The 25309-nt window shown below is 63.1% G+C and carries 21 protein-coding genes; 13 read left to right on the forward strand and 8 right to left on the reverse strand.

Features of this window, described 5'->3' with window-relative positions; all coding sequences use genetic code 11:
• Positions 1-942, reverse strand: a complete 942-nt coding sequence (locus D8W71_RS05645) for a carbohydrate ABC transporter permease (protein WP_121111730.1) — start codon at positions 940-942, stop codon at positions 1-3.
• A 254-nt stretch (positions 943-1196) separates the two neighbouring features.
• Positions 1197-2231, reverse strand: a complete 1035-nt coding sequence (locus D8W71_RS05650; protein WP_121111732.1) for a hypothetical protein — start codon at positions 2229-2231, stop codon at positions 1197-1199.
• 44 nt (positions 2232-2275) lie between these two features.
• On the opposite strand from D8W71_RS05650, the gene D8W71_RS05655 reads away from it, so the two are divergent.
• Entirely contained in the window at positions 2276-3448 is a 1173-nt protein-coding gene (locus tag D8W71_RS05655) for a hypothetical protein (RefSeq protein ID WP_121111734.1), read from the forward strand.
• A 270-nt stretch (positions 3449-3718) separates the two neighbouring features.
• Here the strand turns inward: D8W71_RS05655 and D8W71_RS05660 are convergent, their stop codons facing one another.
• Positions 3719-4531, reverse strand: a complete 813-nt coding sequence (locus tag D8W71_RS05660) for an NAD-dependent epimerase/dehydratase family protein (protein ID WP_121118640.1) — start codon at positions 4529-4531, stop codon at positions 3719-3721.
• A 159-nt stretch (positions 4532-4690) separates the two neighbouring features.
• Here D8W71_RS05660 and D8W71_RS05665 point away from each other — a divergent pair, with 159 nt between their 5' ends.
• From D8W71_RS05665 to D8W71_RS05680, 4 genes are all read left to right on the forward strand, one after another.
• The gene (locus tag D8W71_RS05665; RefSeq protein ID WP_121111736.1) at positions 4691-5770 is read left to right on the forward strand and encodes an ABC transporter ATP-binding protein; all 1080 of its coding nucleotides are present in this window, start codon (positions 4691-4693) and stop codon (positions 5768-5770) included.
• A gap of 7 nt (positions 5771-5777) precedes the next feature.
• A complete protein-coding gene (locus tag D8W71_RS05670) occupies positions 5778-7376 on the forward strand; it encodes an aldehyde dehydrogenase (NADP(+)) (protein WP_121111738.1) in 1599 nt (532 codons plus the stop codon).
• 5 nt (positions 7377-7381) lie between these two features.
• Entirely contained in the window at positions 7382-8287 is a 906-nt protein-coding gene (locus D8W71_RS05675) for a 5-dehydro-4-deoxyglucarate dehydratase (RefSeq protein ID WP_121118642.1), read from the forward strand.
• A gap of 165 nt (positions 8288-8452) precedes the next feature.
• Positions 8453-9667 carry an L-talarate/galactarate dehydratase gene (locus tag D8W71_RS05680; RefSeq protein ID WP_121111740.1) on the forward strand — a complete coding sequence of 405 codons (1215 nt, stop codon included), beginning with the start codon at positions 8453-8455 and terminating at the stop codon, positions 9665-9667.
• Between the two features lie 66 nt (positions 9668-9733).
• Here the strand turns inward: D8W71_RS05680 and D8W71_RS05685 are convergent, their stop codons facing one another.
• Complete coding sequence (locus D8W71_RS05685; protein WP_121111742.1) at positions 9734-11203, reverse strand: mannitol dehydrogenase family protein; 1470 nt, start codon at positions 11201-11203, stop codon at positions 9734-9736.
• Positions 11200-12222, reverse strand: coding sequence for an NAD(P)-dependent alcohol dehydrogenase (locus D8W71_RS05690; protein ID WP_121111744.1), 1023 nt, complete (start codon positions 12220-12222; stop codon positions 11200-11202). Before D8W71_RS05690 ends, D8W71_RS05685 begins: the two co-directional genes overlap by 4 nt.
• A 120-nt stretch (positions 12223-12342) precedes the next feature.
• Here D8W71_RS05690 and D8W71_RS05695 point away from each other — a divergent pair, with 120 nt between their 5' ends.
• The 7 genes from D8W71_RS05695 (at position 12343) to D8W71_RS05725 (ending at position 20131) form a co-directional block, all read left to right on the forward strand.
• On the forward strand, positions 12343-13449 hold the full coding sequence (locus tag D8W71_RS05695) for a sugar-binding transcriptional regulator (protein ID WP_236077728.1): 1107 nt from the start codon (positions 12343-12345) through the stop codon (positions 13447-13449).
• Positions 13450-14802, forward strand: a complete 1353-nt coding sequence (locus D8W71_RS05700) for an ABC transporter substrate-binding protein (RefSeq protein WP_442972020.1) — start codon at positions 13450-13452, stop codon at positions 14800-14802.
• A complete protein-coding gene (locus D8W71_RS05705) occupies positions 14799-15749 on the forward strand; it encodes a carbohydrate ABC transporter permease (protein WP_121111746.1) in 951 nt (316 codons plus the stop codon). Before D8W71_RS05700 ends, D8W71_RS05705 begins: the two co-directional genes overlap by 4 nt.
• On the forward strand, positions 15749-16636 hold the full coding sequence (locus tag D8W71_RS05710) for a carbohydrate ABC transporter permease (protein ID WP_121111748.1): 888 nt from the start codon (positions 15749-15751) through the stop codon (positions 16634-16636). Before D8W71_RS05705 ends, D8W71_RS05710 begins: the two co-directional genes overlap by 1 nt.
• Positions 16637-16654: 18 nt before the next feature.
• Positions 16655-17761 carry an ABC transporter ATP-binding protein gene (locus D8W71_RS05715; protein ID WP_121111750.1) on the forward strand — a complete coding sequence of 369 codons (1107 nt, stop codon included), beginning with the start codon at positions 16655-16657 and terminating at the stop codon, positions 17759-17761.
• Between the two features lie 276 nt (positions 17762-18037).
• Entirely contained in the window at positions 18038-18358 is a 321-nt protein-coding gene (locus tag D8W71_RS05720) for an STAS domain-containing protein (protein WP_161965403.1), read from the forward strand.
• Positions 18359-18442: 84 nt separating this feature from the next.
• Complete coding sequence (locus tag D8W71_RS05725) at positions 18443-20131, forward strand: AMP-binding protein (RefSeq protein ID WP_201265266.1); 1689 nt, start codon at positions 18443-18445, stop codon at positions 20129-20131.
• A gap of 78 nt (positions 20132-20209) precedes the next feature.
• Here the strand turns inward: D8W71_RS05725 and D8W71_RS05730 are convergent, their stop codons facing one another.
• Positions 20210-21367: an LLM class flavin-dependent oxidoreductase gene (locus D8W71_RS05730; RefSeq protein ID WP_121111756.1), complete on the reverse strand. Its 1158-nt coding sequence runs from the start codon at positions 21365-21367 to the stop codon at positions 20210-20212.
• A gap of 137 nt (positions 21368-21504) precedes the next feature.
• Here D8W71_RS05730 and D8W71_RS05735 point away from each other — a divergent pair, with 137 nt between their 5' ends.
• On the forward strand, positions 21505-22821 hold the full coding sequence (locus D8W71_RS05735) for an MFS transporter (RefSeq protein ID WP_121111758.1): 1317 nt from the start codon (positions 21505-21507) through the stop codon (positions 22819-22821).
• Here D8W71_RS05735 and D8W71_RS05740 read toward each other — a convergent pair.
• Positions 22793-23605, reverse strand: coding sequence for an alpha/beta fold hydrolase (locus D8W71_RS05740; protein ID WP_201265267.1), 813 nt, complete (start codon positions 23603-23605; stop codon positions 22793-22795). The two genes, D8W71_RS05735 and D8W71_RS05740, sit on opposite strands and share 29 nt — an antisense overlap.
• Before the next feature lie 4 nt (positions 23606-23609).
• The gene (locus D8W71_RS05745) at positions 23610-25307 is read right to left on the reverse strand and encodes a SulP family inorganic anion transporter (RefSeq protein WP_121111762.1); all 1698 of its coding nucleotides are present in this window, start codon (positions 25305-25307) and stop codon (positions 23610-23612) included.
• Between the last annotated feature and the right edge of the window lie 2 nt (positions 25308-25309).

Below are 25309 nucleotides of genomic sequence, written 5' to 3' on the forward strand. Positions count from 1 at the left end.
TCAGGCCTTGTCGCTGTTGAACTTGCTCAGGCGCAAGTAGAGGATCGAGCAGAAGAGCAGGATCACGAATGCCACGGTGGTCAGGGCCGAGCCGTATCCGAAGTCCTGGGCGGTGGTGGCGAGTTGCGAAACATAGAGTGGCAGTGTCGTTGTCACGTCCGCTGGGCCACCGGCGGTGAGTGTGTAGAGCAGGTCGACGTTGTTGAACTCCCACACACCGCGAAGCAGCGTCGAGAGGATGATGACTGCCTTGAGGTGCGGGAGGGTGACGAAACGGAAACGCTGCCAGCGGTTTGCGCCGTCGACGTTCGCAGCCTCGTAGAGGTCTTTGGGAGCGCTCTGCAGTTCAGCGAGAATCAGGATCGCGAAGAACGGTACGCCGCGCCACAATTCAGCAACGCTCGTTGCCCAGAATGCGGTGTCGGGATCTGCGATGGGAGCGGCAGTGCCGTCGCCGATGCCCATGTTGCCGAGCAGCTTGAACAAGCCTGTCGACGGGTTGTAGATCAGCAACCAGATGCCCGTGGTGAGCACGCCGGAGACGGCCCACGGCGAGAACACCAGTGCGCGAGCAAGTCCGCGTCCGCGGAAGACCTCGTTGACGAGCAGTGCCAGGCCGAGACCGAGGATCAGCTGGAAGACGACCTGGACGCCAACCCACTTGGCCGTGACGACCAAGCTGTTCCAGAAGGCGTCGTCGGCGAACATGAGCTTGAAGTTCTCGAGCCCGGCAAAACCGTTGTCCCACGGTGTTGTCGGATTGTAGAACTGGAGGCTGTAGTAGAAGACGCTACCGACCGGGTAGAAGATGAATACCGCGAGCAGAACGACAACCGGGGCGATGAGGATGTACGGCGCCGAGATGCGGCGCTTCTTGCGGATCGGGGCTGAGGCGGCGGGCGCCTGCTTGCCTCCCGATCTCGGTGGGGTGGTGGTGACCATTTCAGGGACGCTCCGAGTATGTCGGGCCGGTGGAGGCCGGCGGTCTGGGGTCTGTCGTGTCGGCTTGATTGCCGGAGGCTGCTGGGTTCACGGTCGAACGGGAAGCGAGGTGATCCACGAGGTTCGCGCTGCACGCGCGTCGTTCGGGTCTCTCTCGCTCATCCTCGTCCGTTCATATATATGAACTCACGTCTTCTATGTGAATTTCTCGATTTACTATGACGGCAGTCACAAGGCATGTCAAGCGTGATCGGTCATACGTGCCGCTGCAGCCAGAGGGCCACTTCGTCCTGCATGTCCGACGAGAACCGATGGCCGTGCGAAAACCACTGCGTGAGCAGGGCTTCGGTGCCTGCATACGCTCGCACGAGTGCAGCCTCGGCGTCGCGCATCCCGTCGATTCCAAAATGTGCGTCGTCCTGGGCGAATTGGACCAGGAGGGGCGTCGGGCATCCGGAAGCGACCACATCGGGCCAATCGCACACGGCCGGCAGGCCGGGAGTGATCATCAGCCAGGTGGTGTCGTCGGCATGACCGTCGGCAATGTCGGCGAAGGTACTGGTCATCGCGGTGACGACGGCAGCGGTCACATCTGCCGCAGCCAGCAGGTGTGCGACGCGTGCGCCACCTCCGGAGAACCCGGTGGTAGCGATACGCGAGGGGTCGACGCCGGGGAGGCTGCGTAGGACGGCAAGGGCGACTAGGTCCTCGTGCAGCACCTGCCCGGCCAGGGAGGACCCCGTCAGCGCAGCAACTTTGGCGAGGCCGTGTTCGTGCTCACGGGCGGCGACTTCGTACCCGCGTTCGTCCATGTCGGCTGCCTTGCGCGCGCGTTCCGGCAATTCGTTCCAGGGGATGCGGCGGCTTCCCCACGGGAACGCGTCGTGAACTAGCACTGCGAAGCCGGCTGCGACGAGCCCTGCTGCGACGGATCGGCCGTCGTACCCGTGTTTTCGCAGTTCGGGGATGCCCGGAGCGGGCCCGTCTGGACCGTCGGCGACCTTCTCCTTGCCATAGAACTTCATCCCGTCGTGACCGTGCATGAGGAGGACTGCGGGCAGGTCGTCGGTGCCGGTCGTTGCGGGTTTCAGGAGCCATGCCTCGGTCGCGGTGCTCTGGCCGGGGACGGTCCACGTCAACTCGACGCCATCGATGCCCTCGCGCGTCCAGCTGCGTCCGAAGGTGGGTTCGGGAGCGTCTTCGGGCAGGTCATCACTGGCGCCGAGGGCTTGCAGGATGGATGTGCGCAGGACGGATCGTGGACAGTGTGCGTCCGAATGTGTTCCCATGTGTGAACTCCGTCCTGTCTGTTGAATAAATGAAGGGCCGTTCAATGACCTCTGTCGATCGCATCGTTGCTCACGCATATCCATGGGACGTGCTCGGCGATCCGCACTTCGTCGACCGCGTACACGCGCTTGGCATCCGTGAGATCGCGCTTGCCGCCAGCTATCACTCGACCAGGGCCGCAACGCCGTTGCACCCGTCGCACAAGGTTGTCGACGCCCATCATGCGGCGTTGTATCGGCCATTGCGCTCGGAGGCGTGGGACGGGCTTGCCGTTGCGGCTCGAACGGCGTCGTGGGCTGGCGCCGAGGACGCGTTCGGCGACGCCGCCGCAGTGTTGATCGCGGCAGGTATCAAGGTACACGCATGGATCGTGCTGTCGCACAGCACTATTCTCGGTCACGCGCATCCCGACGCTACTGTGGTCAACGCGTTCGGCGACCGGTACCCGTACGCACTTGCGCCTGGTCACCCCGACATCGTCGCCTACGCGCGCACCCTTGCCGCGGAAGCCATACGGGGCGTCGAACTGGCCGGCGTATCCATCGAGGCGGCCGGTCAACTGGGATTCGCGCACGTCGGGCCGCACGAGAAGACCGACGGCGCGTACCCCGGTATCGGCGACACCTTGATGTCGATCAGTTGCACCCCTCGTGAGCTCGCGGCCTGGGCGGAGCGCGGAGTCGACTCGGACAAGGTCGTCGCCAAGCTGCGTGACGGGATCGACGCGCTGTCCGGCGGGACGTTGTCCTCCTCGTCGACGATCGAGGACGTTCTTGCTGGTGACGAGGCTGCCGCTGTGTTGGCGGTGCGGCATGCCGACGCGGACCTGATTCGCGGTGAGGTACTCGGGGCTGTCCGAGCCGAGAACCCAGATGTTCGCGTCACGCTGCACGGACACCCCGATCCATGGAAGACGGGACCGTCGCCCGCATTGACCTCGACTGCTGCTGTAGACGTCGACGCGGTGCTCGTGTCGGCATGGCCGGGGACTGCCGAGACGGTTTCGGTTGTGGGGAAGACGCGCGCCCTCGTCGGCGAGGACGTTGCCGTCGGTGCGTACGTATCGGTTCTGCCGCCGAAGAAGCTCGACGAGGTCGGAGCCCACGTCGCGGCCACCGTCGACGCAGGGGCCAACGAGCTGCACCTCTACCACCTCGGACTGGTCAACCGGCCTCAACTCGATGCCCTCGGCTCGATCGTTCGCGAGTACGCCTAGCGGCCCGTGCGTGCGTAGTTACCTTGGGCGGTAACTACGCGCGCACGAGGGTTGAGGTGGTCCGGGGGTGACCGAAAGAGACATTCGCTAGCGCTCGGGTGACCGAAAGAGACATTCGCACACTCTGAGTGACTGAAACAGTCAGTTGCTCACCGCGGGACACCGAATGGGACATTCGCTCGGCCTGGGGTGACCGAAAGAGACATTCGGTCACCCCAGGGCGACCCCCCAGGCAAAATCCGGGAACCAGGGAACCCTCAAAACCCCTGCTCAGTGCATGCGCTGCCCCAGGGGATGGTCGCAGAAGGCACCACCGACGCGCTGGAGGATCGGATCATCGAAGGTCCACTCGTGGTCGGCGAGGAACTCCTCCGCGAACAGTTCGGCGTCGTCCTGGGGTTCGTAGCCGATTGCTTCACCCTGTGCACCCGACCACCACGCGCGCGAGTTCTTCGAGATCCCCCACACAGTGTGGAATCCCTTTGCGCTGTCGGACAGTGATGCCTCGATGAGGCGCGCTGTGTCGGCCGGCGACATCCAGCTGGCGAGGCCGCGGTAGTTCGGCGGCTTCTCGAAGCTCGATCCGATGCGCAGGTTCACGACGTCGATGCCGAAACGGTCGTGATACAGCCTCCCCAATGCCTCGACCGCAGCTTTCGACCAGCCGTAGAAGCCGTCGGGGCGAGGTCCGACGTCACCGGGCAAGGCATCGCCGCCTGCTTCTTCGTGCGTCCAGAAGCCCACCGCGTGATTGCTCGACGCGGCGACGACGCGGGTGACTCCGTGCGCGACCGCGGCCTCGAAGACGGCCTGCGTTCCGTCGACGTTCACGGACAGAATGTTGGCCCACGAATCCTCGGTGCTCAGTCCTCCCAGGTGGAGGATGGCGTCGACGCCGTCGACCGCGCGGGCCACGGCCTCCCGGTCGGTGACCGATCCCTGGACGAATTCCTCTGTAGCGGAATCGATATCGCTGATCTCGGCGATGTCGAAAAGCCGAAGTGTGCGATCCGGTCTACGCAGCAACGGGCGAAGCATCTTCCCCATGTTTCCGGCGGCACCGGTGATCAAAAGCCGTGTCATGTTTCCTCGCTTCTCGTCGAAAAGTCTTGTGCTGCGCATCACGTTAGTACATACTTCGAAATGAAGTCACCATCTTGACTCACATTCACATACGTGAACATCGGAAACCTCCACTTGGATCGTCCGGCACGTTCCTGCCGGTGAAGGAGCACACCCATCATGGCAACCGTTGCGTTCGAGAACGTCACCAAGTTCTTCCCCGGCGGCGACAAGCCCGCCGTCGACCAGCTCGACCTCGCGATCGAGGACGGCGAATTCCTCGTGCTCGTCGGACCGTCGGGCTGCGGCAAGTCCACCTCGCTCCGCATGCTCGCGGGTCTCGAAGACGTCGATCGCGGCGCCATCACCATCGGAGGGAACGACGTCACCGAGTTTCAGCCCAAGGACCGCGACATCGCCATGGTCTTCCAGAACTACGCGCTCTACCCGCACATGACCGTCGGGGAGAACATGGGCTTCGGACTCCGCATCGCAGGTGAGGACAAAGCCGAGATCAAGCGTCGCGTCGAGGATGCCGCCAGGATCCTCGACCTCACCAAGTTTCTCGATCGCAAGCCCAAGGCACTGTCCGGCGGTCAGCGTCAGCGCGTCGCGATGGGCCGCGCGATCGTCCGGAAGCCGCAGGTCTTTCTCATGGACGAGCCATTGTCGAACCTCGACGCCAAGCTGCGCGTGCAGACTCGCGCCCAGATTTCGGCGTTGCAGCGGCGTCTCGCGACGACCACCGTCTATGTCACCCACGACCAGGTCGAGGCCATGACGATGGGTGACCGCGTCGCTGTTCTCAAGGACGGAGTGTTGCAGCAGTGCGACACTCCTCGCCGTATGTACGAGCACCCGAACAACGTGTTCGTCGCCGGTTTCATCGGCTCGCCTGCCATGAATCTCCTCGAACTGCCTCTCGTCGACGGTGGAGTCCGCTTCGGCGGCGAGGTCGTCCCCGTTCCGCGCGCGGCCGTCGCGGGTATCGGCGAAAGCTTGGTCACCCTCGGTGTCCGTCCCGAGGACCTCGAACTGACGACCGGACCGGGCCTCGAAGTCACCATCGACGTCGTCGAAGAGCTCGGCGCCGACGCCTATGTCTACGGGCAGGCCGACATCAACGGGACCAAACAGCCCATCGTCGTGCGTGCCGACGGTCGGATCCCGCCTCGTCGCGGCGAGAAGATCACCCTGTCCTACGCAGCCGAGCGCACACACCTGTTCTCGACCGTCACCGGCGAACGTCTCGTCGACTAGGAGCATCATGACCACGTCGATAAACACCTCCATCACCGGCGACCTCCTGGTCGGCGGAACCCCACGTCGGGGACTGGGCGACGCCATCGAGGCTCTGAACCCGTCCACCGGCGAAACCCTAGGGCCCACCTACCATTACGCGACCTCGAAGGACGTGCTCGACGCCACCGCGTTGGCCGACGAGGCATTCGACACCTACCGTCGGACCACGTCCGAGGCCCGCGCCCGGTTCCTCGAGTCCATCGCCGACAACATCGACGCACTCGGTGACGAGTTCCTCGAGCGAGCATCAGCCGAAAGTGGCCTTCCCGTCGCGCGTCTGCAGGGTGAGAGAGGCCGCACCACAGGGCAGCTCAGGCTGTTTGCGTCGGTTCTGCGCGAAGGCAGTTGGAACGGTGCGCGCATCGATCCAGCGCAGCCGGAGCGTAAACCAGTTCCGCGCAGTGATATTCGACTGCGCAACATCCCACTTGGACCGGTCGTCGTGTTCGCGGCCAGCAACTTCCCCTTGGCCTTCTCGGTCGCGGGAGGTGACACGGCGTCGGCGCTCGCGGCCGGCTGTCCCGTCATCGTCAAAGCGCATGATGCCCACCTCGGAACGTCCGAGTTGGTCGGACGAGCGATCTCGGCTGCCGTCGTCGAACACGGTCTGCCCGACGGCACCTTCTCGCTGATCTACGGACTCGGCCAGACCATCGGCGTCGAACTCGTCACCGCCCCGGCAATCGCTGCCGTCGGATTCACCGGATCCCGCGGGGCAGGCTTGGCGCTGGCCAGGGCAGCAGCCGGACGCGATGTGCCCATTCCGGTCTATGCGGAGATGAGCAGCATCAACCCGGTCTTTCTGTTGCCCGGTGCATTACGTGCCGACGCGGCCGCCTTGGGGGCAGGCTTCGCGGCATCGCTGACGCTGGGATCTGGTCAGTTCTGCACCAACCCCGGCCTGGTCTTCGCCGTCGTCGGTGCAGAGCTGAGCGAGTTTCTCCGCTCCGCTTCCGAGGCCATCGGTTCCACGACCGGAGCCGCGATGTTAACGCCGGGAATAGCCGCGGCATATGCGTCGGGGCAGAAGGCCCTTCGGCACCACGAGAACGTCGACTCGGTCGCCACCGGTCAGCCAGGTTCGTGTGTATTCCAAGGCCTGCCGGAACTTCTCGTCACCGACGCCGAGAATTTCCTGGCCGACCCGTCGTTGCACGCCGAGGTGTTCGGTGCGACGTCGCTTGTCGTCCGGTGCAAGGACCTCGATCAACTGCTCAGTGCGGTGACGGGACTCGAAGGCCAGCTCACCGCCACCATCCATGCCGTTGATGCCGACCTGGCCGATGCCGAAGTGCTCGTCGAGAAGCTCGAGCGCAAGGTAGGCCGAATTCTGTTCAATGGCTGGCCGACTGGCGTCGAGGTCGGTCATGCGATGGTGCACGGCGGACCGTTCCCTGCGACGAGTGACTCCCGCACGACCTCGGTCGGCAGTCTCGCGATAGATCGCTTCCTCCGACCGGTCAGCTATCAGGACGTGCCCTCTGCGCTACTTCCGTCGGCGATCGCCGACGGCAACCCCGACAACATCTGGCGCCGCATCGACGGCAGCCTCACTCAGGAGTAATGATCATGCTTTCTGGAGTTCTCTTCTTTCCCGTGACGCCGTTCGACGCCGACGGCAATGTCGACACCGCGGCTCTGACCGCCCATATCGAAGCAGGCGTCGCAGCAGGCCCAGGCGGAGTGTTCACCGCCTGTGGCACAGGCGAATTCCACGCACTGTCGCCGGCCGAGTTCCGCGTCGTGGTCGAAACGACGGTGAATGCGGTCGCAGGCCGCGTACCGGTGTTCGCTGGAGCCGGCGGTGCGTTGCCGATCGCCAAGGAACTGGTGACGGTCGCATCGGAGGCGGGCGCGGAGGGCATTCTGCTGCTTCCGCCGTACCTCGTCGGGTCGCCCGCCGCTGGACTCGTCGAGTACGTCCGTCAGGTGTCGGACGTCAGCGAGCTGCCGGTCATCGTCTATCACCGCGCGAACGGACAGTTCACCGAGACGAGCGCGCTCGCGGTGGCTCGGCTGCCGAAGGTGATCGGATTCAAGGACGGCGTCGGGAATTTGGATCTGACGTCGCGGATCGTCCGGACCATTCGTGACGGTATCGGCGACAAAGAATTTCAGTTCTTCAACGGACTCCCGACGGCCGAGGTGTCGCAGCGCGCGTTCCGGAGTATCGGCGTGACGCTGTACTCGTCGGCGACCTTCGCGTTCGCGCCGGACGTGGCGCTGGCGTACTACGGGGCGTTGGAGGAGGGGGATGCGGAGTTGATCGAAGCGTTGGATCGCGAGTTCTTCCACCCCTTGGTCCGTCTGCGCGACACAACCCCGGGATATGCCGTGGCGCTGGTGAAGGCGGGCGTCACGTTCAGCGGCATCGCTGCCGGATCCGTCCGCGCTCCGCTGACCGATGCAACGGAAGAAGACATCTTCGCGTTGGAGCAGATTCTCGCCGCAGGTAGGAAGGTCCTGGCGGCGTAAATCCTGTCCAGTGGCACGGTTGAGTCCCACGGAGGGCACTTAACCGTGCCACTAGCACTCGATGCTGTTCTTGCATCAATGTATCCACAAATAGTCTTGGACTTGAATGGATCTGGGCAATAGCGTGTGAGGTACACCACCGCCGTTCAAGGGAGACCAGCTGCAGTGTCCATCGACGTAGAGACAAGAACTTCGAAGCCCACGAGCGGGCTCACCGCTCCCGATGCGGCGACCAAGGCCCTCGCTTCGGGCGACGCAACGATCGACCGAATCGCGCACATTGAACTGTCGTCGATCACGTTGCCGCTGAAGAACCCGATCAGTGACGCCAAGGTTCTGACCGGGAGGCAGAAGGCGATGACCGAGGTCGCGTTTCTGTTCGCCGAGATCAGGACCGAGCAGGGTCACGAAGGCATCGGCTTCAGCTACTCCAAGCGTGCCGGCGGCCCCGCGCAGTTCGCGCACGCCCAGGAGATTGCTCCGGTTCTGATCGGTGAGGATCCCAGCGACATCGGCAAGATCTGGACCAAGTTGCAGTGGGCCGGGGCGTCGGTTGGACGCAGTGGTGTTGCAACACAGGCGATTGCTGCCATCGATATCGCGCTGTGGGACCTCAAGGCCAAGCGTGCGCAGCTGCCGCTTGCCAAGCTGATCGGTGCCACGCGCGACTCGGTGCAGACGTACAACACCTCCGGCGGCTTCCTTCATACGCCGATCGAGGAAGTGCTCGACAACGCCACTGCATCACTCGCTGCAGGTATCGGCGGCATCAAAATCAAAGTTGGTCAGCCGGATTGGCGAACCGATATCGCACGCGTCACCGCTCTTCGTGAACACCTCGGCGACGATGTACCGCTCATGGTCGACGCCAACCAGCAATGGGATCGACCGACAGCCAACCGAATGTGCCGAATCCTCGAACAGTTCGATCTTGTCTGGATCGAAGAACCGCTCGACGCGTACGACGCCGAAGGTCATGCGATGCTGGCGCGGACGTTCGACACCTCGATTGCGACGGGTGAGATGCTCGCCAGCGTCGGCGAGCATATCCGCTTGATCGAAGCAGGATCGGTCGACATCCTCCAGCCCGACGCCCCGCGTATCGGCGGCATCACTCAATTCCTGAAGCTTGCAGGTCTCGCGGAGCACCACAATCTGCAGCTCGCACCGCATTTCGCGATGGAAATCCACCTGCACCTCGCGGCGGTGTATCCGTTGCAGACCTGGGTGGAACACTTCGACTGGCTCGACCCGCTGTTCAACGAGCACCTCGAAACCCGTGACGGCAGAATGCATCTCTCGAACCGCCCGGGTCTCGGATTCACCCTCAGTGATCAGGCAAGGGCATGGACCATCGGGACGGCGAAGTTCGGCAAGTAGGGCACTTAGTGGCACGGTTGAGCGCCCCAGAGGGGCCCTAACCGTGCCACTGGGCAGATAGCGCGACTAGGCGCGAAGCGCCTGGAGAGTCGCTCGAGCACCGTTCGAGTGCAGAGAATCCAATTGCTTGGTGTACTCGGCCACGAATCGCTCGTTGTCGATCAGATCCCCGAAGACCGCACGGTTGGCGATGAAGGCCGTGGGATCGTCGTGTTGCTTCTTCGCGATCGGGATCAGAGAATCAGCCAGCTGGTCGACGATCTCGATGGGCTGCCCTTGCTCGTCGACACCCTCGGCGTAGCGCGCCCAACTGGCGACGACGGCGGTCGAGAGGACGATTTCTCCGCCCGTCTCGAGGTTCTTGCGGATGACGGGCAGGAGCCACTTGGGGATTCGGTCGGACGATTCGGCGCACAAGCGCGCGACGGTGTCGCGTATCTCCGGGTTCGAGAACCTCTCGATGAGAGTCCTCTTGTAGTCGTCCAGATCGATGCCGGGGACAGGCTGAAGCGTCGGCGTCGCTTCGTTGTTCATGTAGGCCAACAGGAATTCGCTGAACAGTGAATCCTGGGCCACCTCGTGTACGAGTCGGTATCCGCTGAGGTAACCGAAATACGCGAGGGCCTGGTGGCTGGCATTGAGGAGACGCAACTTCATCAGCTCGTACGGCGTCACATCGTCGACGACCTGAACGCCGACATCCTCGAACGGCGGACGTCCCAGAGTGAAGTTGTCCTCCAGGACCCACTGGGTGAACGGTTCGCCTGCGACCGGCCACTGATCGTCGATGGCATAGCGCGCCGAAAGCCCTTCGATCACTTCCGGAGTCGTCACCGGCGTGATCCGGTCCACCATCGAGTTCGGAAATGCCCCCTCCGCCGTGAGCCACTCCGCCAACGCCGGATCCTTGAGTTGCGCGAACGCAGTGAACGTCGACTGCGCGATGTGCCCGTTGCCCTCGATGTTGTCGCACGACATGATCGTGAAGGGCTTGAGTCCCCGATCCTTGCGGCGTGTGAGCGCTTCGCAGACCAGCCCGAAGGTGGTTGACGGCACAGCACCGTCCTCCAGATCGGCCTTGATGGCCGGGTTGTCGGCGTCGAACTCGCCCGTCGTCGCGGAAAAGTTGTATCCGCCTTCGGTAATGGTGAGCGAGACGATCTTCACCGACTCGGATGCCATTTTCTCGATCACCGCTTCGGGATCGTCCGGGGCGAAAAGGTATTCGACGATCGAACCGATGACCCGTGTGTCCCAGGTGCCGTCGGAATACTTGAGCGCCAACGTGTACAGGCAGTCCTGGGCGTCCATGACGTCCTTCATCCTGCGGTCGCCGGGAAGAACACCCACTCCGCAAATTCCCCAGTCGGACGCCTCCCCCTGCTGCAGGAGGCGGTCGACATACATCGCCTGGTGGGCGCGGTGGAAGCCGCCGACACCGAAGTGCACGATTCCGGCCGTCACCTCGGTCCGGTCGTAGGTGGGTACGGCGACGTCTTCGATGAAGTCGTCGAGGGTGTGCGAGTTCAACTTCATGCGTCGGTCTCCTTCGAGAGTCCAGGAACTACTACAGCTTTGATGCTTCCGGCGATTTTGTCTGCGTTCAAGGCATCCTCCACATGCGCGAGATCGAACCGGGCCGTGACCATCGAGTCGAGGTCTACCAATCCGCTCAGAACGAGCTCCCGCGCAATGGGCCATGTGTTGGCGTAGCGGAAGACACCGGTGAGGACCAGTTCACGATTCTGGATCAACGAGATCGGCAGCGCGTAGTCGGATCCGCCCATGCCCACGAGTACGACGGTACCGGCGGGGCGCACGGCATGTATCCCGTCGACGACGGCCCGCGCGGCACCCGAAGCATCGATGAACGCGTCGACCTCGAGACTTCGCACTTCCTCGGTCATGGGGTCGAGGACGCGCGTCGCACCCAACCTCGAGGCATTGACGCGCCGCGTCGAATCGATGTCACTGACGATCACCTCGGTCGCGCCGAATGCGCGGGCGACCTGGGCGGTGACGATGCCCACGGGTCCGGCGCCCGCGATCAGCACACTCGATCCGGGAGTGATCCGTGCCTTCTGCGCCGACGCGATACCGACCGACAGAGGCTCGAACAACGCGGCTGCCTCGTCGGAGATCTCGTCGGGAATCGAATGTGCGAAGACGGACTGGATCAGGACGTACTCCGCGAGCGCGCCGTCGATGGGCGGTGTTGCGAAGAACTCCATCGCGGGACACAGGTTGTACCGACCAGTTCGGGACTGCGCGCTGGTGGGGTCCGGACGTTGCGGCTCGATCGAGACGCGCTGCCCGATGCGAGTGTCCGCGACGGAAGCGCCGACGGCGACGATCACACCGGCAGCCTCGTGTCCGAGCACCAGCGGGCCGTTCACGATGTGGTCGCCGATGCGTCCTTCTCGGTAGTAATGGGCGTCAGATCCGCAGACCCCCACCGCCGTGACCTGCACGAGGACCTCGTCGGCAGCGGGTGTGGGGACGGGCCGCTCCTTGAGACGAATCTCGGTGGGACCGCTCAGCACGCTGACCTGCATCGACTGTGGCACCGGAGACTCCAAGGGGTGGGGTGTTGTGTAGATCACACCTGAATGTTAGCTTAATGAGCAGAAGAACACACGCTGAGCAAATGCTCACCACGTTCGGTTTGGAGTGTTGTGACCGCATCGGTTCCCGAGGTACCGAGTACGCAGCGTTCGTCGAAGACGAGCGACGACTTGCGTCTGGCCCTCCGTGCCGCGTCGATGTACCACCTGGAAGGGGCGACGCAGGCCGAGATCGCCGCAAAGCTCGGCGTATCCCGGCCCACCGCGGGTCGACTGGTTGCCCGAGCGCGAACGCAGGGATTGGTGACCATCGACATTCACGTCCCCGACGAGCTTCAGGGGACCGTGCATGCCGATATCGAACGCGAACTCGAGAATACGTTCGGACTCACCGAGGCACTCGTCGTCCCCGACGTCATCGACGGAACCGCCAATGGCTACGGGTCCTTGGGTCGTGCAGCCTCGGCAATGCTGTCCCGACGGTTACAGGCGGGGGACACCCTGGGATTCACCTGGGGGCCCGAGACCGTCGCCGTCGCGCATTCGTTGAAGACGCGTGGCGTCAAATGTGCTCAGGTGGTGCAACTCGACGGCTCGATGAGTTCGGCCGATTACCAGACCGGCGTGGAGTACACCCTGGGTCGCTGCGCAGAGTACCTGCAGGCTCGGCCCGTCCGGCTCAACGCGCCGCTGTACGCCGATCCGGCAACAGTGACTGCGTTGCAGCAGGATTCAGTGATCTCGCGCGCCCTCCAAGCCGGGACCGAGGCTGATGTGATGATCTACGGCCTCGGTCCCGTTTCCACGTCCACGACCTTGTTCGAGGGCAGTTTCATCGACCTGCAGATTCTCGACGAACTTCGGCATCTCGGTGCGGTAGGTGAGATCGGAGGCAGGTTCTTCGCTCAAGACGGCACTCCAACAGGGGGTTCTCTGCCGGGACGAACGGTATCGGTCGGACTCGACGCCATCCGTGATTGCGATCGAGCAATCCTCATCTCGGGTGGGACCAAGAAATATCAGGCAATTCTCGGCGCGCTTCGCGGGGGCTTCGCATCCGTGCTGGTGACCGACATCGAAAGTGCGCGTTGGTTGATGACCCATAAGGCCGGGAGTGGAGCCGGCGAAATGACTCAGAAGGCCGGGAGTGGAGCCTGCGAAATGACTCAGAAGGCCGGGAGTGGAGCCTGCGAAATGACTCAGAAGGAGGGCAAGTAAGTGAAGGTACTACCGAAAGTGGCTGTCGCGGCATCGCTCGCGACGACCTTGGTACTGTCCGGCTGTGCCGGCGCCGGTTCGTTCGGCGGTGACGGGGATGGCACGACCATCACCGTGGCCATCGTGTCGAATTCGCAAATGTCCGACGCCATCTCCTTGGCGCCGGAGTTCGAGGCCGAGAATCCTGGTATCAATCTCAAGTTCGTGTCGTTGTCGGAGAACGAGGCTCGTGCCAAGATCACCGCGTCCGTCGCTACCGGCGGCGGCGAGTTCGATGTCGTGATGATCTCGAACTTCGAAACCCCTCAGTGGGCCGAGAACGGCTGGCTCACCAACCTGACCGAGTATGCCGAGGCAACACCTGGTTACGACGAGGACGACTTCATTCCCACGCTGAAGGAGTCCCTGTCCTACGAGGGCAGCATGTATTCGGTGCCGTTCTACGGTGAATCGTCGTTTCTGATGTACCGCAAGGACCTGATGGAAGCGGCGGGCATTACGATGCCCGAAGAGCCGACATGGCAGGAAGTCGCCGACGCCGCAGCGAAGCTCGACAGCCCCGATGTCTCCGGCATCTGCCTACGCGGAAAGCCCGGTTGGGGTGAGGTGCTCGCGCCGCTCAACACCGTCATCAACGCTTTCGGTGGACGTTGGTACGACGAGGACTGGAACGCCCAACTCGACAGTCCGCAGGTCGAGGAGGCTGTGCAGTTCTACGTCGATACCGTTCGCGAACACGGCCAAGCAGGTGCGGCAACAAGCGGTTTCAGTGAGTGCGGTACTCAGCTCTCACAGGGAAACACCGCGATGTGGTACGACGCCACCTCCGCGGTATCGGTCCTGGAGGACCCGACGTCGAGCAATGTCGTCGGCAAGATCGGTTACGCCAAAGCGCCGTCGGCCGTCAAGGGTGACAACGGCTGGCTCTATTCCTGGGCGCTCGGAATCCCGACCACCTCCGAAAATCCAGACGACGCATGGAAGTTCGTGTCGTGGATGACCAGCAAGGAATACCTGAAGAAGGTCGGCAACGAACTCGGCTGGGAGCGTGTGCCACCCGGAAGCAGGTTGTCCACCTATGAGATTCCCGAGTACAAGGAAGCATCAGCCGCCTACGGTCCGGTGACCCTCGATTCGATCAACGGCGCCGATCCGAACAATGCGACTGTCGACCCGGTCCCGTACACCGGAGTGCAGTTCCTGACCATTCCCGAGTTCCAGGACCTCGGTACTCGCGTAAGTCAGCAGATCAGTGCAGCAGTTGCAGGGCGAATCAGCGTCCGCGACGCGCTGGAGCAAGCGCAGCAGTACGCCGAAGTGGTCGGCAAGACGTACCAGGAGGGCCAGGGATGACCACCACCGAGTCGCGATCGGCACAAGCCGATTCCGAGGAGTTCGTACCGAGACCACGCACGATCTCGAAGGCAGAAGGGTGGCGTCGCAGAGGGCCCCTGCTGCCGGCAATGGTCTTTGCGATCGTCGTCACGCAGATTCCGTTCCTGTTCACCCTGTACTACTCGACGCAATCCTGGAACCTGGTCCGTCCTGGATCACGGGAGTTCAACTGGCTCAACAACTACGTCGACGTGTTCCGCGACAGTCAGTTCCGTGAGGTCGCGCTCAACACGGTGATCATGATCGTCGGAACCGTCATCATCTCGGTGATTCTCGGGCTGTTCCTGGCGCTCTTGCTCGATCGCAAGTTCGTCGGACGCAGCCTCATCCGCACGCTGTTGATCACACCGTTCCTGATCACCCCGGTTGCTGGTGCTCTGATCTGGAAGACCACGATGTTCGACCCGGTCTTCGGCCTGATCAACTTCGTGCTCAGCCCGTTCGGCGTCGACCAGATCGACTGGGTCTCGCGCTATCCGCTTCCCGCGGTCATGGCCAACCTGATCTGGCAGTGGACACCGTTCATGATGCTGCTGATCCTCGCGGGTCTGCAGTCGATGCCGAAGGACATCTCCGAGGCCGCTCGGGTCGACGGTGCCGGACCGATCAAGTTGTTCCGCGAATTGACGCTTCCGCACCTGCGACGCTTCATCGAACTCGGTGCCGTGCTCGGCGCGATCTACCTGGTGAACACCTTCGACGCCGTCTACATGATGACGTCCGGCGGGCCCGGCGTCGCCAGCGCCAACCTGCCGTTCTACATCTACCAGCGCGCATTCCTCGGCTTCGACATCGGCCAGGCCGCGGCCATGGGCGTCGTGACAGTCGTGGCCACCATCATCGTCAGCACCCTGGCGCTGAGACTGATCTTCAAGAGCTTCAGTGGAAACGAGGAGGCTGCGTGATGAGTACCGCAACCACGAAGAGAAACAAGAAAGCAACACCCGAGACGTCCGACGGCACCCAGATCAAGCGCAAGAGCAACTGGGGTGCAGGTTCGATCTGGTCCGTCGTGGCCTGGGTCGCCGGAATAGTGTTCTTCTTTCCGGTGCTGTGGATGGTCCTCACCGGATTCAAGCAGGAGGCCGACGCCTACTCCGATCCACCGAAACTGTTCTTCACCCCGACGCTCGACCAGTACCGAGGTGTGCTGGACAGCGGTATCGGCACGGCGTTGCTGAACTCGGCGTTCGCGACGATCGTGTCGACGCTTCTCGTTCTGCTGCTGGGTGTTCCTGCGGCGTTCGCGTTGTCGCTCCGACCGGTGAAGAAGACGAAAGACGTGTTGTTCTTCTTCATCTCCACCAAGATGCTTCCGGTCGTCGCGGCCATCGTTCCGCTGTACGTCATCGTCGGCGATATCGGGATGTTGGACAACATCTGGACCCTGGTGATCCTCTACACCGCAATGAACCTCCCGATTGCGGTGTGGATGATGCGCTCGTTCTTCCTCGAGGTGCCGAGCGAACTGCTCGAAGCCGCGAGCATGGACGGTGCGTCGCTGTGGACTTCGGTGCGCGAGGTGATTCTGCCTCTCGTCTCACCCGGCATCGCTGCGACGTCGCTCATCTGCGTGATCTTCTCGTGGAACGAGTTCTTCTTTGCGGTGAACCTCACTGCTGTTCAAGCACAGACGATTCCGGTGTACCTCGTCGGATTCATCACCGGCCAGGGCCTGTACTGGGCCCAGCTGTCCGCCGCTGCGACGTTCGCAGCACTTCCCGTCGTCCTTGCCGGATGGTTCGCGCAGAACAAGCTGGTGCGCGGTCTCTCCTTCGGCGCCATCAAATAGATTCAGGAGCTCACCACAATGGCTGCAATCACGTACAAGAAGGCATCCTGCGTCTACGAAGGCGCCGACAAGCTGGCCGTCGACTCGCTCGACCTCGACATACAGGACGGCGAGTTCGTCGTCCTCGTCGGACCTTCCGGTTCCGGCAAGTCCACCGCACTGCGCATGCTCGCCGGCCTCGAGGAGATCGACGGCGGCGCAATCGAAATCGGCGGCAAGAACATGGTCGGGGTTCCGTCGAAGGACCGCGACATCGCCATGGTGTTCCAGAACTACGCGCTCTACCCCAACAAGACCGTCGGCGAGAACATGGGCTTCGCGCTCAAGATGCGCGGAGTGCCACTCGAAGAGCGCAAGGCGAAGGTCGCCGAAGCTGCCAAGATTCTCGATCTCACGGAATATCTCGATCGCAAGCCGGGAAAGCTCTCCGGTGGTCAGCGTCAGCGAGTTGCCATGGGACGCGCCATCGTTCGCGAACCACAGGTGTTCTGCATGGACGAGCCACTGTCCAACCTCGACGCCAAACTCCGTGTACAGACGCGTACGCAGATCGCTGCGTTGCAACGCAGACTCGGCACCACGACCGTCTACGTCACCCACGACCAGGTCGAAGCCATGACGATGGGTGATCGCGTCGCAGTGCTGCGCGGCGGCAAGCTCCAGCAGTTCGCGTCGCCGACCGATCTTTACGACAACCCCGTCAACGCATTCGTTGCAGGCTTCATCGGCTCACCAGCGATGAACCTCATGACGGTTCCGATCGGCTCCGGTGGCGTGCAGATCGGAAGCTTCCTGCTCCCGCTCGAGCGCGACGAACTCACCAAGCTTGCGAGCCTCGGTATCGACGAGGTGACGGTCGGTCTGCGGCCCGAGCAGCTCGGGATCGTCCACGGAGGCGGCGAAGGGTTCGAGGGGAAGGTGGACCTGATCGAGGAGCTCGGCAGCGAGTCCTACCTGTACGCACATCTGGACGACCCGAAGGTCAAGGGTCTCGACGGTGGACCGGTTTCCCTGGTGGCTCGATCGGCTGTGCGCGCTCCGGCGAAGATCGGCGAGAGCATCGGTCTGACGCGCCTCGACGGCCCGATCCACCTGTTCCATCCGGAGTCGGGGGAGCGGATCTAGCGTCGCCTGGTAGCACCTGAAGCCTCCGGCCACAGTGGCGCGAATAAGCGCCCTAAGCAGCGCTTATTCGCGCCACTGGGCTGGAGGCACTTCTGCGTGAACGCCTGTGCCGTTATGCGAAAGTTATCTTATGTCGACCTTCCCGTGATGGTGACGGCTGCCGAACCGACATGGCGGGCGTGCATCATTGACCTCCTCGTCGACGTCAGGGATGGCCACATGTCAGGTCTATCGAACACTTCAACAACAGCGCGGACGCTGAACGTTTCGGAGTGCATGCACGGCAACGCCCTGCGCCTGATCGTCAGCGGTGAAATCGACCTCGCCTCGGCCGCTGAGTTCCATTCAGCGTTGAGCAATGCGTCGAGCCGAACTCTCGGCGCACTGGTCATAGACCTCCGCGGTGTCACGTTCTTCGGAGTGGCGGGACTGTCCTGCCTGGTCGAACTCGTCCGCTCGAACACCTTGATCACTGTCGCCATCGTCGCCAACACACACGCAGCGCGCCGTCCCATCGAACTGATCGGGACCGATCCGGATCTCGCCGTGTTCGGACGCGTCGACGACGCGCTGAGATTCGTGGGGGCACACGGGTGATACCCCTGTCCGGGGGTAGCGGACGGCCCTGACTGGCTCTAGCTTGGACAACACGTGAGACGTGTGCCACAGCAGGGAGTGATCATGACGGACAGAACGGCGTTTGCGGCGTTCAAGGCGGCGCGGGATACATTGCTCGACGCCTACGGTGACTACGACTCCGCGCTGGAGAAGTTCGAATGGCCTTCGGTGGGCGAGAAATTCAACTGGGCCATCGACTGGTTCGACGCCTACGCCCGCGGCAACGACGGCACGGCTCTGTGGATCGTCGAGGAAGACGGCCGCGAGGGTAAGTACAGCTTCGACGATATCTCGCGACGCTCGGACCAGGTGGCTCGCTGGCTCGAATCGCTGGGAGTGGGCCCCGGCGACTCCGTCATCCTGATGCTCGGCAACCAGGTAGAGCTGTGGGAGTCGATGCTCGCGGTCATGAAGCTCGGCGCAGTGCTGATGCCGACCACGACCGCTATCGGATCGGCAGATCTGACCGATCGAGTGGAGCGGGGACAGGCCAAAGCCGTCGTCGCCAACCCGGCGGATACAGCGAAGTTCGATGACGTGCCCGGTGACTACCTGAAGATCACCGTGGGCGACGTGCCGGGATGGGCGGACTTCCGCGCTGCGTACCAGGTTCAGGACCCGCAGCCCTTCGAGACCGTCACCGCACCGAGCGACCGATTGCTGCTGTACTTCACCTCGGGAACGACGAGCAAGCCCAAACTCGTCGAGCACACACAGGTGTCGTACCCGGTCGGCCATCTGAGCACCATGTATTTTCTCGGCCTCAGGCCGGGCGATGTTCACCTCAACATCAGCTCGCCCGGCTGGGCCAAGCACGCGTGGAGTTGTTTCTTCGCGCCGTGGATCGCCGAGGCGACGATCTTCATCTACAACTACGCGCGGTTCGACGCCAAAGTTCTACTCGATCAGATCCGCCGCGCCGAGGTCACGACGTTCTGTGCACCGCCGACGGTGTGGCGCATGCTGATTCAGGCCGATATCTCAGGCGGGCGTGGTGCGCTGCGTGAAGCGATCGGTGCGGGTGAGCCCCTCAATCCCGAGGTCATCTCCCATGTTCAGAAGCAGTGGGGATTGAATATTCGCGACGGCTTCGGACAGACGGAAACGACTGCACTGGTTGCGAACACACCGGGTGCCGAGCTGAAGTTCGGTTCGATGGGCCGTCCGCTTCCTGGCGTGCCCGTCGTCATCGTGGATCCCGTGACCGGCGACGAGGCGGACGAGGGCGAGATCTGCCTGGATCTGTCGAAGCACCCGTACAACCTGATGACCGGGTACGTGGGCAATCCTGCGCGCAACGACGAAGTCATGTCGGGCGGGTACTACCACACCGGTGACGTCGCATCGCGGGACGAACGCGGTTACATCACGTACGTGGGACGCACCGACGACGTGTTCAAGGCGTCGGACTACAAGATCTCGCCGTTCGAGCTCGAGAGCGTTCTGATCGAACACCCGGCCGTCGCAGAGGCTGCCGTCGTACCTGCGCCGGACGAGACGAGGTTGTCGGTCCCCAAGGCGTACGTCGCTCTCGCAGCCGGCTGGGAACCGAACGAAGACACTGCATTTCAGATCCTGAAATACGCCCGCGAGCACCTCGCGCCCTACCTGCGGGTGCGTCGTATCGAATTCTTCGAGCTTCCGAAGACGATCTCCGGCAAGATCCGCCGCGTCGAACTCAGGGCGCGTGAGGATTCGGGCGCCGTGTTGTCCGGGGAGTGGCGGGACGACCAGTTCTCTGGTTTGAAATAGCTGCTCGGCCCCCAGTGGCACGAAAGAGTGCCCTCTGGGGCACTTAACCGTGCCACTGGGGCGGAGCCCCAATAGTCGCTATCGTGACACGAAAGGCGTTCCGGTCGAGGCATTGTCGCGGGCACTCGGGCGAGCGAGCCCGCGCTTTTCGAGGATCGGGCGGACGCCCTCGCCGAAGTGGTAGGCCTCTTCGAGGTGTGGGTAGCCGGAGAGCACGAAGTGGTCGAGCCCGATGGAGGAGTACTCGGCGATTCGGTCGGCAACCTCCTCGTGCGACCCGACAAGCGCTGTGCCCGCGCCGCCCCGGACGAGGCCGACGCCCGTCCACAGGTTGGGTGCGATCTCGAGTGAGCGGGCATCGGCGCCTGCTGTGTAGGCGTCACCACCGCCGTGTAGTTCACGCATGCGGCGTTGGCCCTCGGAGACGGACCTCGACAGGCTTTCCTGCGCGGCCGCAATGGCTTTCGGATCCAATGCGCTCAGCAGCCGATCCGCCTCGGCCCAGGCCTGCTCGGATGTGTCCCGCGAAATGACGTGTAGCCGAATGCCGTAGTCGAGGGTTCGGCCCTGGACTTCGGCGAGATCGCGGATCCACGCAATCTTCGACGCCACCGCGGACGCCGGTTCGCCCCAGGTCAGGTAGGTATCGGCGAACTGGGATGCCACTGTCCCGGCTGCGGGGGACGAACCACCGAAAAAGATCGGCGGAACCGGATCCGGGTGTCGCTGCAGCGCAGCTTCTTCGACCTTGATGTATTTGCCGTCGAACGAGACCGGCCCGTCGTTCGCCCAGAGGCGCCTGGTGACATCGAGAAATTCACCGCAGCGTGCGTATCGCTCGTTCTTGTCCAGAAAATCTCCGAAGCGGCGTTGCTCGTGATCCTCGCCGCCGGTGACCACGTTGAGAAGCAAGCGGCCACCCGACTGCCACTGGAACGTTGCGGCCATCTGAGCGGCAAGCGTGGGGCTGAGCAGCCCGGGACGCAGCGCGACGAGGAACTTGAGTGTCTCGGTGGTGTCGATCATCATTGCCGTCGTCAACCAGGCGTCCTCGCACCATGCGCCGGTGGGCGTCAGGACCGATTCGAAACCGTTGTCCTCGGCTGCGGCGCCGATCTGATTGAGGTACTTCAAGGAGGCAGGCCGGTCACCGGACATCGACGACCCATGCCCGCCGGCCATCAGGTTGCGCGAGTCGCCGTACGTGGGCAGAAACCAATGAAAGCGCAGAGACATATCGATCGATAGTTGCAGAGGAGAATCGACGACGCCAGAGTTCGAATCACCGTGATTCTGGAATTCGGGCTTGACGGGTTTCGTGGTTAGCGTAGAACGTCACTGCTCGCCATCTTCGCCCGTGAGGAACTGCTCCAATGACGACCGTTGCCGGACCCGCACCGATCGAAACGGATCTCGCCCGACGGAAGAGGCTGCGGACAGTGGTCGCCGCGAGCCTACTCGGCACCACCGTCGAGTGGTACGACTTCTTCCTCTACGCCACCGCCGCCAGCCTGGTGTTCAATCAGCTGTTCTTCCCCGACCAGAGCTCGTACGTCGGGACGATGCTGTCCTTCGCGACATTTGCCGTCGGATTCGTCGTTCGCCCGATCGGCGGGGTCGTCTTCGGACATTTCGGCGACCGAATCGGACGAAAGAAGACCCTCGCGCTGACGATGTTCATCATGGGCATCGCGACGGCTCTGATGGGCGCGCTCCCGACGGCGGAGCAGATCGGCATCCTCGCACCGATTCTGTTGCTGCTCCTGCGCATCCTGCAAGGGTTCGCGCTCGGCGGTGAATGGGCGGGTGCGGTGCTGCTGGCCGTCGAGCACAGCCCGGCCAAGAAGCGCGGTCTGTTCGGCAGCATCCCTCAGATCGGCCTCGCGCTCGGGTTGGCACTCGGAACTGCGGTGTTCGCACTTCTTCAAACCGTGTTCGACGACGCCGCGTTCCTCGCGTACGGATGGCGCATTGCGTTTCTCCTCAGCTTGATTCTCGTCGCCGTCGGACTCGTCGTTCGTTTGAAGGTCGAAGAGACGCCGGCATTTCAGGAGGTCACCGAGCTGAAGCAGCGGTCATCCGCGCCGGTACGTGAGGTGTTCGCTCGAAAGTCGGCTCGCGGAACGGTTCTCGGATTGCTCTCGCGGTGGGGTGAGGGTGCGGCATTCAACACGTGGGGCGTTTTTGCCATCACGTATGCGACGACGGAGTTGGATTTCGAGAAGGTACCCGTACTGCTGGTCGTGACTGTGGCTGCCACGGTGATGGCTGTGCTGCTGCCGGTGTCGGGTCTTCTCGTGGATCGCTTCGGCGCCAAACGGATCTACGTCATCGGAATCGCGCTGTACGGACTCTCGGTCTTCCCCGTGTTCGTATTGTTCGGCGCCGGAAGCCTGTGGTTGTTCGGGCTCGGACTCGTGCTGGTGTTCGGATTCGTCCACGCCCTGTTCTACGGCGCCCAGGGCACGCTGTACGCCAGCCTCTACCCGACCGAAATTCGGTACACCGGACTCTCCGTCGTCTACCAGTTCTCGGGCATCTACGCCTCGGGCGTCACCCCTCTGATCCTGACGGCTCTCATCGCTGCCGGAAGCGGATCACCCTGGCTGGCTTGCGGATTCCTCGTCGGGACCTCGGTGATCAGCGTCGTGGCCACCTCGCTCATTCGAAAAAAGGACCTGTACCTCTAGGACTGGCCAAGAACGGCTCGACGACACGGAGAACCTCCGCGCCTGCGGCGGGGGTCGTGGAATGGTCGAAGCCGTCGATGAGATGAAACTCTGCGCCCGGGACGAGCTCGGCGGCTCGGCGTGAGTCGGCAAGCCTGGTGGAGTCCTCGGAGCCGACGTAGAACAGACTCGGAACGTCGAAGTGGGTCAGCGCGTCGTCGGCGAGGCCAGGTTCTGCGTCGGACGCTCGGAAATAGGCGGCCATCGCGTCGGAGTCGTTGGCGGAGAACACCGCTCGCGTCGCGGCATCCACCGGGAACAGTCTGTGCCTGTTCCATTCCTCGATGAACCCGTCCATGCCACGTTCGGCCAACACGTCGGCACATCGTGGGAAGAACAACCGGTCGAACGCTCCGCGTTGCGGACCGTGAGATCCACCGCCGACGACGAGCCTGCTGATTCGGTCGGGCGCGGCCGCCGTCAACGTCAATCCAGCGCGGCCACCGTACGAGTAACCCCAGTAGTCGGCCTTCGTGACTCCTGCTGCGTCGAGCACGGCAATCAGATCGCCGACGATGGTGTCCATCGCGTAGGCCTCGACCTCGTGCGGCTTGTCGCTGCGTCCGTGCCCGCGCATGTCGAGAAGAATCAGCGTGCGCGAGGGGCGCAGGGCTTTGACGTAACCGAACGTTCGCCAGATCGTATGGGTGAGAAGGCTGCCGTGCACCAGAAGAAGCGGCGGCCCGGACCCTACGATCTGAAAAGCGATCCTGGTGCCGTCGGACGGATTGGTAGCGAAGTCCACAGGTTCATTGTGCGTCATGGCGATGGGAGAACGAGTCGACGGCTGCTTCGAGCGTGTAGTAGAAGCGCGTCGAGTCGAACCGGCTGCCCAGCCCGAAACGAATGAGCCGATCCTTGATGGGGCCTTTCATTTCTGCGAATATCAGCCGGATGTTCTGATCCTCCAGGTAGCGATCCAGATCGATGAGTTCGTCGACGGCGGTGGTGTCGAGACCGGTGATCGGCTCGGCCGCGATGACGACCCACTCGACCGGAGTCGGGGCGTCGGCCACCACGGACCGGATGTACTGGTCGAAGATGTCACCGTTCGCGAAGAACAGCGGGGCGTCGAACCGAACCAAGACGAGACCCGGGATGCGACTACCGTCCGGATGGCGTTCCACATCATGGAAACCCGGACGGTCCGTGGTGCGAACGAGTTCGGTGCGGTACGGCTGCCACGCACGAGCAACGACGGCGACGAAGGACAACCCGATGGCGACGAGAATTCCCTGCAGCACACCCACGAGGGCGACGCCGAGGAATGTGGCTGCGGCAAGAGCGAATTCGACACGGCTCATGTGCCACATCCGGACCAGACCGGTCACGTCGACGAGAGATGTCGCTGCGACAACGACCACCGCGCCGAGCGCAGCGTTCGGAAGGTACGCGGTCACGCCTGGTGCGAGTAGGACGAAGGCGAGCACAGCGAGCGCGCCCACCACTCCTGCCAATTGCGTTCGAGCACCGTTCTGTTCGGCGACGGGTGTCCGTGATCCGCTCGCCGAGATCGGGAAACCGCCGAACAGCCCGCCCGCGACATTGGCAACACCGATCGCCTTCATCTCGGTGCTGCCGTCGACGTCCTCGCCGTGCCGGGCAGCGAACGTGCGAGACAGAACCGCGGTGTCGGCGAAAGCGAGCAGCGCTATTGCCGCCGCAGGTCCCGTCAAGGTCGCGACGTCACCCCAATCGACACCGCCGAACGACGGCAGCGGTAGACCTCGGGGGAGTGCGCCGACCATGCTGATCCGGTCGGTGAGATCGAGGACAGCGGACGCGACGATAGCGCCGACCACCGCAACGAGCACTCCAGGGATGCGTGGGATGAACCGTCGAAAAGCGGGGATGACGACAAGTGAGCCGACGCCGACCGCAGCTGCCACCGGGTCGATGTCGCCCCGCAGAACGGACCGAACGATCTCCGCGATCTGGCCGATCACACCGTCCGCATCGACGGAAAATCCGAACACCTTGGGCAGCTGGCCGACGATGACGATCAGTGCGATCGCATTGAGGTAGCCGAGCCGGATCGGTTTGGAGAGCAGCTGAGTGACGAATCCGAGCCGCAGATAGCCACCGGCGAGTAGGAGGACCCCGACGAGGACGCCGAGGACCCCCGCAAGGGCAATCGCGCTCGCAGGGTCGTCGGTCACCGCCAGCGGCAGAATCGCTGCGGCAATGAGCGGTGCCAGCGACGAATCCGGACCGAGGACCAGAATCCTCGACGGCCCGACGACCGCGTAGACGAGCAGCGGGACAATCGTGGCGTACAGCCCCGCATACGCGGGCAACCCGGCGGCCTGCGCGTATCCCATCCCGGCTGGTATCAACAGGGCAGTGAGCACAAGGCCTGCCGTGATATCGCTACGCAGCCATTCACGGCGATAGCTTCGGGCAGTGACCAACCCGGGTAATCGGCCTACGACTCCCGTGACGGACATCG

This window comes from Rhodococcus sp. P1Y, assembly GCF_003641205.1.
In the GTDB taxonomy this organism is placed as follows: Bacteria; Actinomycetota; Actinomycetes; order Mycobacteriales; family Mycobacteriaceae; genus Rhodococcoides.